We start from the raw sequence: 16158 nt of genomic DNA, 5'->3' as shown, positions 1-16158 counted from the left end.
CTGTACGCATTCGAGTGTTTGAGTGCCTCAGTCGCCGTGGCTCGGTGGTCGGAGCGCGTTGAACCGAGGTGGCGCTATTTCGCAGTCAGCAGCAGGTATTGGGATGCCATTCGTTGTGTGGCGTCGAATGGCTGCAACGAGGACGTCGTATACACCCATCGGTCGAACGACGTGACGCAGTCGTAGACGAGCGCCTTCACGTCGGCATAATTGATCGCCCGGCACTTGGCCGAGGGCAGGCCGGGTACGACGGGGCCCGGTTCACTGGGGTTTTTGCCGCCAGGCTGGGCCAACTTCTGAGCCAGCTGCGTCGCAGCCGCGGCGTCCTTGGCTCGATAGAGGTAGGCGCCGCGCACCGAGATGACGTCTACGCCGGCCGCCGTCAACGCCGCTGCGGTTTGGACCGGGTCGTCATCAAAATGAAGCAGGCCACGTGGCCCCCACAAGCCTTGATTTCCCTTGTGTTCCTTGGTGGGCACCGTCCGCGTGAGCAATCCTTCAGGATCGGTCTGCATGGTCGCGAACTGGCTGGGATCAGTTGGCTTGAAGTCATCGATCCTGGGCGCCTGCATATCGAGCGCTTTGAGGGCCAATTGCAGGGAGACGTCGGCGCTTTCCTGTGCCATGCCGCTTTGGATCAAGACATATGGGCCATGCGGCGAAATGATCGAAGTGGCGTACGTCCCGTCCGGCATGGTGGTTTGGAGCATCCGCGACTCCGGGTGCCCAGGTACCGGAATGTTGGGTTTCGTTGAGGGGTCGTGGATGCCCGGGTGCTGGGTGTAGAGATCAGATGCTGCGGCAGCCGCTTCGTCGGGATTTGGAAAGCGCAAAACGGTGTTCTGTAGTTTGCGGAGGTGGTCGGCGTTGGCGTCCGTGTGGCGGCCAGAGCCGAATCCGTAGATCAAGTGATGCTGTTGGGCCAGTTGGTCTAGCTCTGGCGACAGGAGCGATACGACACTGAACAACAAGCCGGTCGAAATGAAGCCGACGTGCAGCAGCTGCGGATCAACCTCCCACGGCCCAACGACGTACTCGCCCATGCGTTCGCCGTCGATGATCCGGCCGCTCTCGGCTCCCGGTTTCATCGCAGGCCCTGGCTTCGGTGCCGTCGGGTAGTTGCCCGGGTTCAGCAGGCTGACAATGGCGTCACCCGGTTTGAACGACGGATCTTTTGTCGCATCGCCGGTCGTCACCGTCGTGCAGCCGGCCAGCAGTGCAACGGCCGCAGTCGCCGCGGCCAGTTTGGCGGTCGTCATCCAGTGACCGCTACGGCTGCGCGGGCGGATTACTGGCCGTGATCTCGGCGACCAGCTCGTTGAGACGGGCCCGGTCGGCGTCAATGGACTCGGTGGCCTTCGCGGTCGCGTTACCCAGGGCCTCGTTGATCCGGGCTTCCACGGTGTCCGCGCCGAGGCGGAGCAGGCCGTCCTCGATGAACAGATCCGTCAGCCAGTGGTGCCCGTTGAGGGTGACCTCGACGGTCTTGGCTTCGTCGGTCGCGGTGAACGACTCGGTGTTCATCTTGGCGAGCTGCTCGTCCATGACCGACTGCAGGCGCTGGGCCTGCTGGAGAACCGCAGCGACCTCGGGATGCATCTCGATCATTTGTTGTCCTTCTTGTCATCGATCTTGGTGCGGCGCCGGTGCCCGATGACGCCGTCCGTGAACGCGCGGTCCTCCTTGTACAGGACCTCGTCGGGAGAAAGATTCGCGTTGCGCTTCTTCTCCTTGCCGCCTTCGCGGCCGCCGGCGCCGTGGCCCATGCCGCCCATGCCGCCGCCCATACCGCCGCCGACAGGGGGACGACCCGCAGCCTGGCTCGCGCCGCCTGCTGCCGCACCGCCGGCTGAACCCAACGCGGGTGCGACGGCCGCCGGCTGCATGGGCTGGCCGCCCAGTCCACCGCCACCGCCGCCGGATCCCCCGCCCGCGCCGCCGCCGGCGGAGGCCGGGCTCACGCTCGGGCCGTCGGGCAGGCTCGGCATCTCGGGCTTGTCGCCGCCCAAGCCGCCGGGCATCCCGCCGCTCGGTGAACCCTGTCCGGATCCGCCTGACGGTGAGCCGCCGCCGGAAGGTGAACCGCCAGAAGGTGATCCGCCGCCCTCGGGCTTCTGGGCACCGGCGCTGGCTGGGCTGACGCTCGGCGATTCCGGCATCGACGGCGCTCCACCGCTCGGCGTCCCACCGCCGCCGCCGGACGGGCTGCCCCCGCCAGGCGCTTGGGGCGTGCCCGTGCCATTGCCGTCTTTCTTCGCCACATCCCCAGGCTTTACGGCGGGCCACGCGGTCGACCCGAAGTTGGGTGGTGGCGGTGTGACGAGAGAACGAATGGTCGCCTGTTGGGCGTACCTGGCCCGCACAGTGTCGGATTCCTGCTGCTTGGTCGCGTGGCCGGTGAAGAAGTCGTATGCCGCCTGACCCACCGTCGCGAGCACGCTGGCGTTCTCGTAGTCCGCCACGTCCTGCATGCTGGGGTGCTCAGGTCGCCTGCCGCCATGGATCGTGGATAGTTCGATGGCCTGGACGGCCAGGTTGTTTGCTGCCGCGGTCATCGCCGTCAACCAGGTCGAATAATCCTTGAGCGCATTTTCTGCGGCTTCGGCGGCGTCGCCTTCCCACTCGACGCCGGACATATTGAACTTGCTGTTCAGTTCGGCCAGTTTCGCTGCCACTGCGGTCATTTTCGCGCCGAACTCGATCATCGAGGCCCCTTGGTCGCCGCCGTTGATCTCCTTGGCGGCCACCTCCCAGTCCATGCCGGGATTACTGGGATGCGATTCGGCTCCGCCAAGCGATTCGAGCATCCAGGGCAAGCTGCCGACCGGGTCAGCGGGGGCCGGAGCCGGCGGCAGGTTGGGGGTGATCGGTGCACCCCCGCCGGCGCCCAGCTTGGTGGCGTCGATGCCGGATTTCCCGGCCGCGTCGGCGGCGTCGTAGGCCGCGGCAGCCGCCCGCAGGCAGGCGGCCAGTCGCCGATTCTGAGCTCGCCCAGCCTTGAGTGCAGCGTCGAGCTGCTGCAGGTTGTTCATGAGGAAACCGGTGGCCTCTTGCGCGATTGCCAACTCACATGGCGCTTTGGGCGCCGGCGGCAAAGTCGGCAGGTCCACGTCGACTTCAGCGGCCTTTGCGTTCAGCGTCTCCGAGGAGACTTTCAGTTTTCCAGCCATCTACTTGCTCCCCCTTACTTCTCCAGCGCCATCTGGAACCGGCTCTCCTCGCGCGGGTTGATCAGCTGGATGGGCAGCTGACGGTGGCGAGGCGTGTCGATAAAGTTGTGGCGCAACAGAATTCGTGAAATACCCGGGTGTGGACCCAGATAGGTGGTGGCGTTGGGCCACACCACCTTCGGAACATTCCCGATCCGGGCGTTGATGAACCCCGCAAATTCCTTGAACTGCGGCGCCAAGGTGACGACGGCGCCCGCAGCCGCCGAGCGGACGACGAACTGCGTGAACACGTGCGCGTCGCCCAGGTTGATCGTGGAGTCCACGTTGTCGAACGGCATGTAGACCGGGTACCGGTCGGCCGTCTCCCCCACCAGCACGCCGGCCGAGCCGATCGGCAGCTCGTAGTGCCGGTCGGTGATCGGGCTCAGCCCCTCGAGCGCGGCGCGCTGCCCACCGAACAGACACGAGAAGCCGCGGGGTGTCGTCGGCGTGGCCAGCGTCGTCAGCAGCACGGTCGCCGTCGGCGCGTGTCCCGGCTTCACCCGGACCCTGGTGATCGTGTGGTCGGCGCGGGCCGACCACCACATGTTGGGGCCGCCGGGTGCCGAGTAGGCCGCGGTAAATGTGCTGCGGCCCTTGATGGTTGACCATGTCTCGCGCTCGAAGCTGATCGCGGTCGCGCGGTCGTACTCCTCGAAGCTGCGGGCGGGGCGGGCGTCGATGCCGTGGCTGGCCAACTGGTCGGCGATGCGGGTGGTGGTCGCCACCAGGTAGCTGGCCAGGCCGGAGATCCCGGTGCCGCGGCGCAGGGCCGACCGGCGGGTCTCGTCGGGGTTGGCGCGCAACACGATCCAGGTCCGCCGATTGGCCGGGGCGGCGTAGGGGCCGACCACCTGCTCGTACAGCGCGACGACGCTCGACGGGGCGGTCTTTCCGACGCGGTAGCCGGCCGAGACGATGTCCGCCTCGAGGTCCGGTCCGTGTGCCGCGAGTAACTGCTCCACCAGTCGGGTGTCGAGGTTGTCGTCGGTGAATGCCTCGCCGTTGACGATCACCGTGGGGGTGAACGAGCGCGGCACCAGTTCGACCACCGAGATCAGGTGGTCACCCAGCCAGCGCACCGCGACGTGGTCGCCGGGCATGACGGTCGCTCCGACGGCCGGCTCCGAGGGCGCCGGTGGGGCAACCTTGTGCCGGCGCCGCCAGGCGAACATCGCGGCGATCCAGCCCGTCAGCCGCCGTCCGCGGATGGCGAGGACCGAGAACAGCGCGATCAGGACACCGAGCGTGATGCCGAGCCACAGCAGGTTGAAATGCATGCACAGCAGCACGACGGCCGGCACCAGCGTGGCCGCCCACAGCAGGTGCCCCGTGGTGAAGCGGAGCCCGAAGTGCCTCATCGGCGCCTCAGCGCACGGCGGGTCACCGCGCCCAGGCCGAGCAGCACGATCAGCGCGGCACCGGCCACGACGACCATGGTGATGGGTCCGCGGTCGGGCGGCGGGATGTACACCGGCGGCGGAATGCTCTTGACCTGGTAGGGCGCCTGCTTGGGGCCGGCGGGAACATCCCAGGTCAGCGCCGCCACCGGGTCGATGACACCGGCGCCGACGTAGTTGTCCACTCCCCCACCGGGATGCCGCGCCGTCGCGGTGATGCGGGTGACGATCTGCGCGGCCGTCAGGTCGGGGAACCGCTGCCGCAGCAGTGCCGCCAGGCCCGAGACGTACGCGGCCGCGAACGACGTGCCGTTGATCGGGATCGGGCCGTCTTGGCCGGTCAGCGCGTTGACGGGATTGCCGTCGTAGCCCAGCGCGGTGTCGCCTTCGGCGGGCGCGGCCGCGCCGACCCAGGGGCCGGACATCGAGAAGTTGCTCGGCTGGCCCTGCGGTCCGATGCCGCCGACGGTCAGCACCAGCGGCGAGTACCAGGCGGGCGAGACGATGGTCTGCACCTGCTTCCAGCCCCGCGGGTCCGACGGCACGGCGGCGTCCGGCGGCGGGTTCTGGCTGCAGTCCTGGCCGGTGTTGCCGGCCGCGACGACCACCACGGCGTTCTTGACGTTGACCGCATACGCGATGGCCGACCCGACGGTGGTCTCGTTGATGGCCCGGGTCACCTTGTAGCAGGCGGCTTCCGAGATGTTGATGACCTGGGCGCCGAGGTTCGCGGCGTGCACGATGGCGCGGGCCAGGCTGCGCAGCGACCCGGCGGTCTGCGTGGTGTTCGGGTCATTGGGGTCACTGCGGGAGTCCTTGGGCTGGAACGCCTCGGAAGTCTGGCGCAGCGACAGGATGCGGGCTTCGGGGGCGACGCCGACGAACGCGTCCGTCGGCGCCGGGCGGCCGGCGATGATCGACGCGGTCAGCGTGCCGTGGGCGTCGCAGTCCGACAGGCCGTTGCCGCCCTTGTCGACGAAATCGCCGCCGGGCTCGGCCGGAACCCGCGGCGAGGCGTTCACACCGGTGTCGATGACGGCGACGGTGACGCCCGCTCCGGTGGCGAACTTCTGCGCCTCGGCGAGGTGCAGATAGTCGGCCGCCCAGGGCTTGTCGGCGAAGTTGGTGTTCGGCAGCACGGTCGGCGCGGAGCAGATCTTGCGCTGCTCCATCGGCTGATCGGGGCCGGTGTCGTCGGGCGGGACGGCGCCGGGGTCGATGGCCGGCGGTTCGATGGCCATCGCGGGCGGTGCGCTGGCGACAGCCAGCAGCAGCGCCGCAGCCAGGGCGGCTAGACGGCGCACGAGCTACCGCCCCCACCATGGGGACGGCCGCTCGTGATGTTCCGAGTCCCCCGTGACATTTTCCCCGCTACGACACCGCCGTGTTCCGCGATGCCCTCCCCGTACGCATCTAGCACGAATTCATACTAGTGGTGCGTAGCGGGGGCTCTGTGCGCTTTCTGTGGCTGCCGGGAGCGACCCCGAGCGACGCGCGTCAGGCGTCGAGGTCCTGCGACACCAGGTCCGCGATGGTCGCCACGGCGGTTTCGTCGTCGGACGCCACCGTCACCTGCGCTCCGTTGCCTGCGCCGAGCGTCATGATCATCAGGGCCGAGCCGGCGTCCACGGGTTCCCCGCCGTCGACCGCCAGGGTGACCTGCGCTCCGGAATTGATGACGGCCTCGGAGATGACGGCTGCCGGACGGGCATGCAGGCCGACGGCGGATCCGACGGTGACGGTCTTGCTGGGCATGGCTTCTCCTTGTGTTGTTGGGTTGGTTCCTTGATCGGGAAGTTTCAGCTGGCGGCGGGCTGCAGGGCCGCGGTCGTGTCGACCGGCGGAAGCGACCTGCCGGCGCTCTTGGCGGCGATGACCGCAACTGCACTGCAGACGGCGCCGACGAGCACTGCCACCACGAACCAGATGAGGTTTCCGATGGCGAAGAAGACGAAGATGCCGCCGTGCGGTGCCTTGGACGTCACGTCGAACGCCATCACCATGGCGCCGGTGACGGCGCCGCCGAACATCATCGACGGGATGACGCGCAGCGGGTCGGCGGCGGCGAACGGGATGGCGCCCTCACTGATGAAGCAGGCGCCGAGAAGCCATGCGGCCCGGCCGTTCTCGCGTTCGGGTTCGGTGAACAGGCGGGGCCGGAGGGCGGAGGCCAACGCCATGGCCAGCGGCGGCACCATGCCGGCCGCCATGACGGCGGCCATGATCCGCAGCGATGCGACGTCGGTGATGTTGAGCCCGGCGGCGGCGAAGGAGTAAGCGGCCTTGTTGACCGGTCCGCCCAGGTCGAAGCACATCATGAGGCCCAGGATGACGCCGAGCAGGATCAGCGAACTGCCGGACATGCTGCCGAGCCAATGGGTCAGACCCGAGGTGACGGCCGCCAGCGGACGGCCCAGCAGCAGGAACATCGACAGGCCGACGATCAGCGAGGCGCCGAGCGGGATCACCACCACCGGCATGAGGCCGCGGAACCACTGGGGCACCTTGAACGACGCGATCCACAGTGCGGCGAAGCCGGCGATGAGGCCGCCGACGATGCCACCGATGAATCCGCCGCCGACGGTGACGGCCACCGCGCCCGCGGTGAAACCCGGTGCGATGCCGGGGCGGTCGGCGATGGCGAAGGAGATGTACCCGGCGAGCGCCGGGACGAGGAAGCCGAAGGCCAGCCCGCCCAGGGTGAACAGCACCGCGCCGAGGTACTGCATCAGGCCGCCCGCGGGCAGGTTGGTCAGCGAGTTGGTGGTCGCGATGATGTGCGCGAGCGAATCCGATTGTCCGGCAGGCTTGTTGGCGATCTCGTAGCCCCCGAACAGGAAGCCCAGCGCGATCAGCAGGCCGCCGGCCGCCACGAACGGGATCATGTAGCTGACGCCCGTCAGCAGGATCTGGCGCAGTCGGGTGCCCCAGCCCAGCCCGCCGCGGTTCTCGGTGGCGGGCGCCGCGGCGTCGCCCTGGACTCGGGCGGCCTGCGGATCCTTCGCCGCCGCAACGGCTTCGGCGATCATGGTGTCGGGTTCGTTGATGGCCCGCTTGACCCCGGAGGCGATGACGGGCTTGCCGACGAAGCGCTGCTTGTCCTTGACCCCGACATCGGTGGCGAAGATGACGGCGTCGGCGGCGGCGATGGTCTCGGCCGACAACGGGGTGGAGCCGGACGAGCCCTGGGTTTCGACGGTGAAATGCACACCGGCGCGGTCGGCGGCCAGTTTCAGGGCGTCGGCGGCCATGTATGTGTGGGCAATTCCGGTGGGGCACGCCGTGATCGCGATGATCGAGGCCTTGGGTGCGGGCTCGGCGGCGGGAGCGACCGGAGCCGGCGTCGCGGATGCGGCCGTGGCTGCCGGTACCGGGCTGACCACACCCTCGACGAGTGCGACCACTTCATCGGCGGTGCCCGCGGCACGCAGCTGTTCGACGAAATCCTTGCGGACCAGGGCCCGGGCCAGGCTCGACAGCAGCTTCATGTGCTCGGCGCCGCCGGATTCCGGTGCGGCGATGAGGAACGCGAGGTCGGCGGGACCGTCGGGGGCGCCGAACGGGACCGCGGGCGCCAGGCGGGCGAAGCCGATGGTCGGTTCGTCGACATGGGGCGATCGGCAGTGCGGGATCGCGATGCCGCCGGGAAGCCCGGTGGCCGACTGGGATTCACGCGCCAGGGCGGCCTCGACGAGTCCGTCTCCGTTGGTGGCACGGCCCGTTTCGGCCATCCGGGCGGCCAGTAGTTCGATCACATTCTGCTTGTCGGGACCGGCGTCGACGTCGAGTGCGACGAGTTCCGAGGTGATGATCGGCATGGGTGTTCCTTTTGGATCAGACGGATCAGAGGTGGGCGGAGGCGGACGTGACAGCCTGTACCCGAACGGCTTTCACGTCGATCTGGTCTGGGCTGGGCAGTGCTGAGCCCGGCAGGGACGCAGCGGCGCTGCCGTAGGCGACGGCGGTCTGGAGCCGCTGCTCCGGCGCGGCGCCGGCGATGGTGGCGGCGAGGTATCCCGCCAGTGACGCGTCACCGGCGCCGACGGTGCTGCGCGGCACGATCGACGGGGCCGTGGCCGCCCACGTCCCGTCCCGGTCGACCAGGACGGCGCCCGCGCCGCCGAGCGTGACGAGCACCGTGCCGGCCCCGCGGTCGACGAGCTGACGGGCCGCGGCTACGACGGGCAGCGGATCACCTTGCGCGGCAGCGTCTTCCAGTTCCTGCGCGGAACGGCCGGTCAGCCAGGCCAGTTCCTCGGAGTTGGGCTTGATGAGGTCAGGGGCGGCGGTGGCGAAGGCTTCGGCCAGGGCGGTGAGCGGTCGCTCGGAGGTGTCCACCGCGACGCGGCACGGCAGTGCCGCCAGCCGGGCTGCGACGTCGGCGTACCAGTCGTCGGGAACCCCGGGCGGCAGCGATCCGGACAGCACCACCCAGGAGGCTTCCGCGGCGCGGTCGCAGACGACCGCGGTCAGGGCTGCCAGCGCGGCGGCGTCCAGATGTGCCCCTGGTTCGTTGAGTTTGGTTGTGGTGCCATCTTTTTCGGTGATGGTCAGGTTGCTGCGGACGACGCCCGGGATGGCGATGTTGTGGAACGGCACGCCGCGGGCCGTCAGCCCCGCCAGGATCGGATCGTGGTCGGCGGCCGGCAGCAGTGCGACGGTGTCCACACCGTTCTGGGTCAGCGCGCGAGATACGTTGACGCCCTTGCCTCCCGGCTCGGTGGAGACGGGCGTGAGGCGGTGTACCGCTCCCCTGGTCAGCGGCTCGTCGAGCGACAGGGTGCGGTCGAGGCTCGGGTTCAGGGTGACGGTGACGATCATGCGCCGGCCTCCGCGCAGATGACGTCGACGCCGGCGTCGATGAGTTGTTGACGCTCGTGGGCGCGGATCTCGGTGTCGGTGACGACGGTTCGCACCGCCGACAGTGGCGCGAAACTGACCAGGTCTTCCCGGCCGAACTTGCTCGAATCCGCCGTCACGACAACGTGGTTGGCGCAGTGGACCATGGCGCGCTTGATGGCGGCCTCGTCGCTGTCCGGGGTGGAGAAGCCGTGCCGGACGCTGATGCCGTTGGTGCCGAGGAAGGCGACGTCGACGCGCAGGGAGTCGAGTGTGCGCAGGGCCTGCTCCCCCACCACGGCCTGGGTGATGCTGCGGACGCGGCCGCCCAGCAACTGCAGGGACGCCGTCGGGTTGGACGTCAGCTTCGCGGCCGCCGGGATGGAGTTCGTGATGACGACGAGGTCGCGGTCGGTGGGGATGAGGTCGGCGATGCGCGCGGTGGTGGTGCCGGCGTCGATCAGCACCGTTCCGCCGGTGGCGGGAAGCAGGGCGACGGCTGCCGCCGCGATGGCGGCCTTCTGCTGGGTCTGGGTGGAGTCCCGCTGGACGACACCCTGCTCGACGAGGTGCAGGGTGCGGGCGGGTACCGCTCCCCCGTGCACCCGCCGGATGACGCCGGCCTTGTCGAGGACGTCGAGGTCCCGGCGCACTGTTTCGGTGGTGACGTCGTAGGTCTCGGCGAGTTCGTTGACGGAGGCGCGACCGTCGGCGAGGACTCGCGCGGCGATGGCTTGCTGCCGTTCTTCCGCGTACATGACCCTCCAGTGGTGTGGGAACGCATCCGATTCGATCTTTGTATTGTTTGTTTTACGCTTGGATGTGTTGACTTGTCAACGGTTCGGAGTAATCTACATCACATGAGCCAGACATCTGTGAGCCCGTCGCCTTTGGTGGTCGACGTGGAGACCGATCGTTCGCCCAGCGGTGCACCTGTGGTGCTGCACGGGGTTCCCGCCGTCGGCGGAGTGCGGTACGCGCCGGTGCTGTGGCCCGGGGCGCGACCGAAGCCGGACGCCGACGGCACCGCCGCTGAACTGGGAGAGCCGGAGCGGCCGGGGGAGCGGGAGCGCTTCGCGGCAGCCTCGGTGACGGTCGCGGACCGGCTTCGCAGCCGCGCCGCGCGAGCCACCGGAGCCGCTGCCGAGGTACTGGCCACCACCGCGACCCTTGCGCAGGACCGCGCTTGGGCGTCGGCGACGGACAAGCGCATCGCCGACGGCATGACCGCAGTGCGTGCGGTCGTCGCGACGGCGGACCAGTTCGTCGAGATGTTCACGCGCATGGGCGGACTCATGGCCGAACGCGTCGCGGACCTCAGGGATATCCGGGACCGGGTGATCGCCGAACTGCGCGGGCTGCCCGAGCCCGGCGTGCCGGTGCCGGACGTGCCTTCGGTGCTGTGCGCCGAGGACCTGGCGCCCGCCGACACCGCCGGGCTGGACCCGAATCTGGTGGTGGCGTTGGTGACCAGCCTGGGCGGGCCGACCAGCCACACCGCGATCATCGCCCGGCAACTGGGCATTCCGTGTGTCGTGGCGGTCGCCGGACTCGAGCAGGTGCAGTCCGGAACGATGGTGCTGGTGGACGGCACCAACGGCACCGTGGAGATCGAGCCCGACGCGACGTCGGCCGCCACTGCCGTGGCCCGTGCGCGCCGTGAGGCCGACCTCGCCGACAGCTGGCGAGGCCCCGGTGCCACCGCTGACGGACATCGGGTCGCGGTGCTCGCCAACGTGCAGGACGGTGCCGCAGCGCACGCGGCGGCCGAGACCCCGGCGGAGGGCATCGGTCTGTTCCGGACCGAATTGTGCTTCCTGAACCGGGATCTCGAACCGACCGTCGACGAGCAGGCGCAGATCTACGGCGACGTGCTGGCCGCGTTCCCCGATCGCAAAGTGGTGGTGCGGACGCTCGACGCGGGTTCGGACAAGCCACTGCGCTTCGCCGGGCATGCCGATGAGGCGAATCCGGCGCTCGGCGTCCGCGGCATCCGCATCGCCCAGGGCAATCCGGAGTTGCTGACCCGCCAACTCGAGGCCATCGCGGCTGCGGCAACCGCGACCGGCCAGCGTCCGTGGGTGATGGCGCCGATGATCGCGACGCCCGCGGAAGCCAAAGCCTTTGCGGCACAGGTGCGGTCCTTCGGCCTGACGCCCGGCGTGATGATCGAGGTGCCCGCCGCGGCGTTGTCGGCAGATCGGATTCTGCGGCACGTCGACTTCTTGTCGATCGGTACCAACGATCTGACGCAGTACACGATGGCCGCGGACCGGATGTCGGCCGATCTGGCCACGCTGAGCGATCCATGGCAGCCGGCGGTGCTGGCTCTGGTGGGCACGGCCGCCAAGGCGGGTGCCGAACAGGGCAAGCCGGTCGGGGTGTGCGGGGAGGCTGCGGCCGATCCGGCGCTGGCGTGCGTGCTGGTCGGATTGGGCGTGACGTCGCTGTCGACGGCAGCAGCCGCGGTGCGTGCGGTCGGCGCCGCCCTGTCCGGGGTGACGCTCGAGCAGTGCCGGGCAGCCGCCGACGCGGCGTTGGCCGCTGAGTCGTCTGCGGACGCCCGCAGCGCGGCGCTGGCCGCGCTGTCGACCCCCTGACCGGCGGATTTCGGGTGCAGTAGCATCTGGAATTAATCGGACCGCAGTCCGGTTATAGGTGACATGCCTGCTATCACTGCTGACACGATCAGCTTGCCGCGTATTGCTTCCGCTGCGCCGAGCGACACAGAACGCCCGGTGCGGTCCATCACCACCGGCCCCCGTGGCTATGAGGGCGAGGGTTTCCCGGTGGTCCGAGCCTTCGCCGGGGTCAGCCCGGCCGACCTCGACCCGTTCGTCCACCTGGACCAGATGGGTGAGGTCGAGTACGAACCCGGTGAACCGAAGGGCACCGACTGGCACCCGCACCGCGGGTTCGAGACCGTGACCTACATGATCGACGGCCGCTTCGCGCACCAGGATTCCCATGGTGGCGGCGGCCTGATCACCGACGGCGCCACGCAGTGGATGACCGCTGGGTCGGGCATCCTGCACATCGAGACGCCGCCGGCCGAATTGGTCGAGAGCGGTGGCCTGTTCCACGGCCTGCAGCTGTGGGTGAACCTGCCCAAGAAGGACAAGTTCGCCGCCCCCAGGTACCAGGCCATCGAGGGCACCGATGTGACGCTGCTGTCGTCGGACGACGGTGGCGCGCTCGTGCGCGTCATCGCCGGCGAGATCGGCGACGCCAAGGGCCCGGGTGGCACGCACACGCCGATCACCATGGCGCACGCGACAATTGCGCCCGGAGCGCGACTCGATCTGCCGTGGAACCGCAAGTTCAACGCGCTCGTCTACATCCTGTCCGGACGTGGCACCGTCGGACCCGTCGGCCACCCCATCCACCAGGGTCAGCTCGCGGTGCTGGGGCCGGGGGACCGGATCACCGTCGCTGCCGACGAAGGTCAGGACTCGAACCGGCCCGCGCTCGAGGTGCTGTTGCTCGGCGGCCAGCCCATCCGGGAACCGGTCTTCCACTACGGCCCGTTCGTGATGAACTCCAAGTCGGAGCTCATCGAGGCGTTCGAGGACTTCCAGTCCGGCAAGTTCGGCAACATCCCGCCGAACGCGTTGCAGCCGCACCGGCCCGGGCACTGATCACGCGGGCGCTGCATCCGGATAGAGCAGTTCCAGCTCGCCGAGGCTGGCGGCGACGGTCACCAGAGGCAGCGCGGCCTCGACCGACAGGTTTCCGCCGCCGGTCTCGGCACGCAGGGCGAGCACGAAGTCGTCACTGATGGGTGTGCGCCCTGCGGCGCCGGGGTCTTCTGTGCCCGCGATCCGGGCGCAGATCGAGGCGGTGTGCGCTTCGAGGACATCGCGGGCAGCGCGGTACGGGGCAAGTGGCGGCGGCACGACATCAGCGATGAGGTCGGCCGCCGCCCGCAACCGGACCGTCTGATTGGCGGCCCGGACCACCGGTGCCCGCAGTTCCGTGGCCCCGCTGCTCTCCGAAAGGAAGTGGCGCACCGCATCATCCACGGTCCGCGAGGCCGTCAGGGCGTCGAAGCTCAGCGCGTGCACCCGGTCGGTGGCGGCTTCGGAGGCACCGCGTGTCACCCGCCGCACGGCCGCGGTCAGATACCGTGTGCCGGCGCTGCGGGCCGCCTCCAGCGTGCGCTGGACGACCGCAGCGGATCCGCGCGGCCACAGCAGCAGCGACACCACCACACCCACGGCGGCGCCGACCAAGACATTCTCGAGCCTGATCAGCCCGACGCGCCAACCGGCCGGGCTGATGAGGTTGTAGATGGTGAGCACCAGCATCGTGAACATCGCCTGGCCCGCGACGAACGAAAACACATCGGGCACATAGGCAGAACCGAACGCCACGATCGGAAGGACGAACCACAGCAGCACGGGGTTCGCGCCGATCAGATGGATCACCACCGTGCCGAGGAGGAATCCGATCGCGGTGCCACCCACGGCGCGCAACACGCGGGTCCCGGTGGTCAAAGCGCTGCTGCGCAGCACCGACAGCGATGCCATGGCGATCCAGAATCCGTGCTGCAGCGGAAACAGATGCACGACGGCTACGGCTACAGCCAGTCCGATTCCAGTGCGAAGACTGTTCTGTACCACCACCGCTCGCGTGGCCACGAAACCCGACGGGATGGCCGACACGGCCTGGGATTCGGACAGCACCCGGTCGAGGTTCCCGTGCGCAGGCAGCCGCCGACCCAGCACGCGGGCCCATACCGGCCGGGCGTCGGCGTCGGCCGCCAGTCCGATGACGCGGCCCGTGGCCCCGATACAGGCCGAGAAGGTGCGCAGCCGCAACAGTTTCCGGCCCGTCGCGACGGCCAGCAGATCGTCGTGCTCGGCCCGGATCTGCTCGATGTCTTCGCGGTAACGCCCGCGGGTCGCGGCCCGATGCGCGGTCAGGGCGTCGGCCAGGTCGGCGCGGTAGCGATCGCGGCCCGCGGCGCGCGGCGTGCTGAGCACCTGGGCACAGTCGTTCAGCACCCGGATCGCCGGCCCACGCGTCTCCGCGAGCAGGGAGCCGGTGGCGTCCGTGGCGCGGTCACACAGCCAGCGCAGGTCGTCGACGACCCGCACCAGGGCGCGGCTGCCGGCGGTCAGTCCGACGGGCCGGAAGTCGGCGCCGAGGAAGTTGTCGGCCAGGGCCTCCATTGCGTCGGAGAGTTCCTGCGCGGTGGCGGACCCTTCCAGCCGGGCCGCCAGCAGGCGGCACACCTGCGCGGCGTGCTTGCGCAGGTCGTCGTGGTGGGTGGGCGGCAACAGGAACAGTGCGGCCGGGACGGCGATCGCCCAGGCGACGGCCCAGCCGAGCAGTCGATCAGGGACCGGCCCCGCCGGCGTGCACACCGGCAGCACGAACGTCATGAGGGTGGAGCGCTGCCCGGCGGCGATGATCTCGCTGAGAACGCCGGAAAAAGTCACCAGAAATCCGACGGCGAACATCGCCGGCACCGCCAGCCACGGATGTGGGGACAGCAACGTGCCCAGGGTGATCAGGACCGTGCCGTTCAAGCCGAGCCCGGCGTAGGCCAGCGCCCGCGCCGGGCGGTTCCCGGGGAAATCCACCACCACCAGCAGCGCGACCGCGCCGAAGATGGCGAACATGGTCGTCTGCGACCTGCTCCCGACGGCGGTGCCGGCGGCCAGTCCGGCGATCGCGACGACCGGGAGCACCACACCGGCACGGGTCGCTCGCCGGAGGGCGTCGTACTCCGGATCCTTGTCGCGCAGCCGGGTGACAAGCCGCTGCCGGCGCAACGTCGGCGACTCTCGCGACACCACGCCCGTCATGGCGCCCAACATTAATTTGGCTGACGCCGCCATGCGTCGGCAACAACACGCCTGTGGTCCCGGTCTCCCGCGGCCGCCGGCCGCCCCGGGGTCGTTCCTGGCCCGGCTACCGATCGGGACCGGGCGGGGGCCGGGAACCGCGCGCCGCACAGCAATCGGTTGTTGACAGAACTGCAAGTTTGCTGGAAGAGGCGATTTTGACGAGCGTGCGTCGCATACGAGCAGGGTCGGGCCGAGATCTATGGCACAATTTGACGATGCCGTACATCGCCACCCGAGGCCCGGGTCGCCCTCCCGCGGCGAAGGCGGCCGAAACTCGTGAGCGCATCCTGCGCGCCGCACGCGAGGTTTTCAGTGAACTTGGTTATGACGCAGCAACATTCCAAGCCATTGCGATCCGCGCAGATCTCACGCGCCCAGCGATCAATCACTACTTCGCGAACAAGCGCGTGCTCTATGGCGAGGTCCTCGATCAGACCAATGCCATGGTCGTCGCTGCGGGTCGTCGCCGGGCCGAGGAGGAGACCACCTTCATCCGGCGCATCTCATCGTTTTTCGTCGCCGCCATCCAGGCCGACTCCGAGGACCGGTCCGCCGCGGCGTTCCTTGTGACCTCGATCCTCGAGGCACAGCGGCATCCCGAATTGCGCCAGGAGGAGCACGACGCGCTCGTGGCCTCCCGCGACTTCGTGACCTGGGCCGTCACCGACGCCATCGAACGTGGTGAGCTGGCCGTCGACACCGACGTCTCCACCGTGGTGGAGATGCTCATCGCCGTGATGTGGGGCATGGGTTTCTACGCCGGGTATGTGGGCAGCCACCAGGAGTTGACCGCCGTCATCGAGCGGCTCGAACTCTTGCTGGCCAACAAGCTGTGGCAGGTCACCGAATAGACCG

The 16158-nt window shown here is 69.1% G+C and carries 13 protein-coding genes; 3 read left to right on the top strand and 10 right to left on the bottom strand.

Annotated elements, in window-relative coordinates:
- Positions 1-74: 74 nt before the first annotated feature.
- From G6N46_RS17650 to G6N46_RS17610, 9 genes are all read right to left on the bottom strand, one after another.
- On the bottom strand, positions 75-1259 hold the full coding sequence (locus G6N46_RS17650; RefSeq protein WP_064858591.1) for a DUF7373 family lipoprotein: 1185 nt from the start codon (positions 1257-1259) through the stop codon (positions 75-77).
- A gap of 10 nt (positions 1260-1269) precedes the next feature.
- Complete coding sequence (locus G6N46_RS17645) at positions 1270-1608, bottom strand: YbaB/EbfC family nucleoid-associated protein (RefSeq protein ID WP_020099970.1); 339 nt, start codon at positions 1606-1608, stop codon at positions 1270-1272.
- The gene (locus G6N46_RS28945; protein WP_064858590.1) at positions 1605-3170 is read right to left on the bottom strand and encodes a PPE domain-containing protein; all 1566 of its coding nucleotides are present in this window, start codon (positions 3168-3170) and stop codon (positions 1605-1607) included. Before G6N46_RS28945 ends, G6N46_RS17645 begins: the two co-directional genes overlap by 4 nt.
- Before the next feature lie 14 nt (positions 3171-3184).
- Positions 3185-4570 carry a type VII secretion protein EccE gene (gene eccE / locus G6N46_RS17635; RefSeq protein WP_064858589.1) on the bottom strand — a complete coding sequence of 462 codons (1386 nt, stop codon included), beginning with the start codon at positions 4568-4570 and terminating at the stop codon, positions 3185-3187.
- Positions 4567-5913, bottom strand: a complete 1347-nt coding sequence (mycP, locus tag G6N46_RS17630) for a type VII secretion-associated serine protease mycosin (RefSeq protein ID WP_064858588.1) — start codon at positions 5911-5913, stop codon at positions 4567-4569. The genes eccE and mycP overlap by 4 nt, the downstream gene beginning before the upstream one ends.
- A gap of 193 nt (positions 5914-6106) precedes the next feature.
- Positions 6107-6364, bottom strand: coding sequence for an HPr family phosphocarrier protein (locus G6N46_RS17625; RefSeq protein ID WP_061000546.1), 258 nt, complete (start codon positions 6362-6364; stop codon positions 6107-6109).
- 44 nt (positions 6365-6408) lie between these two features.
- Positions 6409-8427 carry a PTS fructose transporter subunit IIABC gene (locus G6N46_RS17620; protein ID WP_064858587.1) on the bottom strand — a complete coding sequence of 673 codons (2019 nt, stop codon included), beginning with the start codon at positions 8425-8427 and terminating at the stop codon, positions 6409-6411.
- Positions 8428-8452: 25 nt separating this feature from the next.
- Entirely contained in the window at positions 8453-9430 is a 978-nt protein-coding gene (gene pfkB / locus G6N46_RS17615; protein WP_064858586.1) for a 1-phosphofructokinase, read from the bottom strand.
- Positions 9427-10206 (bottom strand): DeoR/GlpR family DNA-binding transcription regulator, encoded by a 780-nt coding sequence (locus G6N46_RS17610; protein ID WP_064858585.1) that lies wholly within the window; start codon positions 10204-10206, stop codon positions 9427-9429. Before G6N46_RS17610 ends, pfkB begins: the two co-directional genes overlap by 4 nt.
- Positions 10207-10308: 102 nt before the next feature.
- Between G6N46_RS17610 and ptsP the strand changes: the two genes are divergently transcribed.
- Together ptsP and G6N46_RS17600 are read left to right on the top strand one after the other, a co-directional pair.
- Positions 10309-12048 carry a phosphoenolpyruvate--protein phosphotransferase gene (gene ptsP, locus G6N46_RS17605; protein WP_138247562.1) on the top strand — a complete coding sequence of 580 codons (1740 nt, stop codon included), beginning with the start codon at positions 10309-10311 and terminating at the stop codon, positions 12046-12048.
- A gap of 63 nt (positions 12049-12111) precedes the next feature.
- Entirely contained in the window at positions 12112-13086 is a 975-nt protein-coding gene (locus tag G6N46_RS17600) for a pirin family protein (protein ID WP_064858584.1), read from the top strand.
- On the opposite strand, the gene G6N46_RS17595 is transcribed toward G6N46_RS17600, so the two are convergent.
- Positions 13087-15261, bottom strand: coding sequence for an FUSC family protein (locus G6N46_RS17595; protein WP_163692849.1), 2175 nt, complete (start codon positions 15259-15261; stop codon positions 13087-13089).
- Between the two features lie 257 nt (positions 15262-15518).
- On the opposite strand from G6N46_RS17595, the gene G6N46_RS17590 reads away from it, so the two are divergent.
- Positions 15519-16154, top strand: a complete 636-nt coding sequence (locus G6N46_RS17590; protein ID WP_061001337.1) for a TetR/AcrR family transcriptional regulator — start codon at positions 15519-15521, stop codon at positions 16152-16154.
- Positions 16155-16158: the final 4 nt, after the last annotated feature.

It is taken from the genome of Mycolicibacterium phocaicum, from assembly GCF_010731115.1.
Taxonomy (GTDB): Bacteria; Actinomycetota; Actinomycetes; order Mycobacteriales; family Mycobacteriaceae; genus Mycobacterium; species Mycobacterium phocaicum.
The sequence above is the reverse complement of the archived record's forward strand: the minus strand, read 5'-3'. Positions and strand labels throughout refer to the sequence as shown.

Bases quoted from the DNA above. Each gene is read 5' to 3' on its own strand.
- G6N46_RS17650 (WP_064858591.1), bottom strand. From the start codon at position 1,259: ATGACGACCGCCAAACTGGCCGCGGCGACTGCGGCCGTTGCACTGCTG.
- G6N46_RS17645 (WP_020099970.1), bottom strand. From the start codon at position 1,608: ATGATCGAGATGCATCCCGAGGTCGCTGCGGTTCTCCAGCAGGCCCAG.
- G6N46_RS28945 (WP_064858590.1), bottom strand. From the start codon at position 3,170: ATGGCTGGAAAACTGAAAGTCTCCTCGGAGACGCTGAACGCAAAGGCC.
- eccE (WP_064858589.1), bottom strand. From the start codon at position 4,570: ATGAGGCACTTCGGGCTCCGCTTCACCACGGGGCACCTGCTGTGGGCG.
- G6N46_RS17625 (WP_061000546.1), bottom strand. From the start codon at position 6,364: ATGCCCAGCAAGACCGTCACCGTCGGATCCGCCGTCGGCCTGCATGCC.
- G6N46_RS17620 (WP_064858587.1), bottom strand. From the start codon at position 8,427: ATGCCGATCATCACCTCGGAACTCGTCGCACTCGACGTCGACGCCGGT.
- pfkB (WP_064858586.1), bottom strand. From the start codon at position 9,430: ATGATCGTCACCGTCACCCTGAACCCGAGCCTCGACCGCACCCTGTCG.
- G6N46_RS17610 (WP_064858585.1), bottom strand. From the start codon at position 10,206: ATGTACGCGGAAGAACGGCAGCAAGCCATCGCCGCGCGAGTCCTCGCC.
- ptsP (WP_138247562.1), top strand. From the start codon at position 10,309: ATGAGCCAGACATCTGTGAGCCCGTCGCCTTTGGTGGTCGACGTGGAG.
- G6N46_RS17600 (WP_064858584.1), top strand. From the start codon at position 12,112: ATGCCTGCTATCACTGCTGACACGATCAGCTTGCCGCGTATTGCTTCC.
- G6N46_RS17595 (WP_163692849.1), bottom strand. From the start codon at position 15,261: ATGACGGGCGTGGTGTCGCGAGAGTCGCCGACGTTGCGCCGGCAGCGG.
- G6N46_RS17590 (WP_061001337.1), top strand. From the start codon at position 15,519: ATGCCGTACATCGCCACCCGAGGCCCGGGTCGCCCTCCCGCGGCGAAG.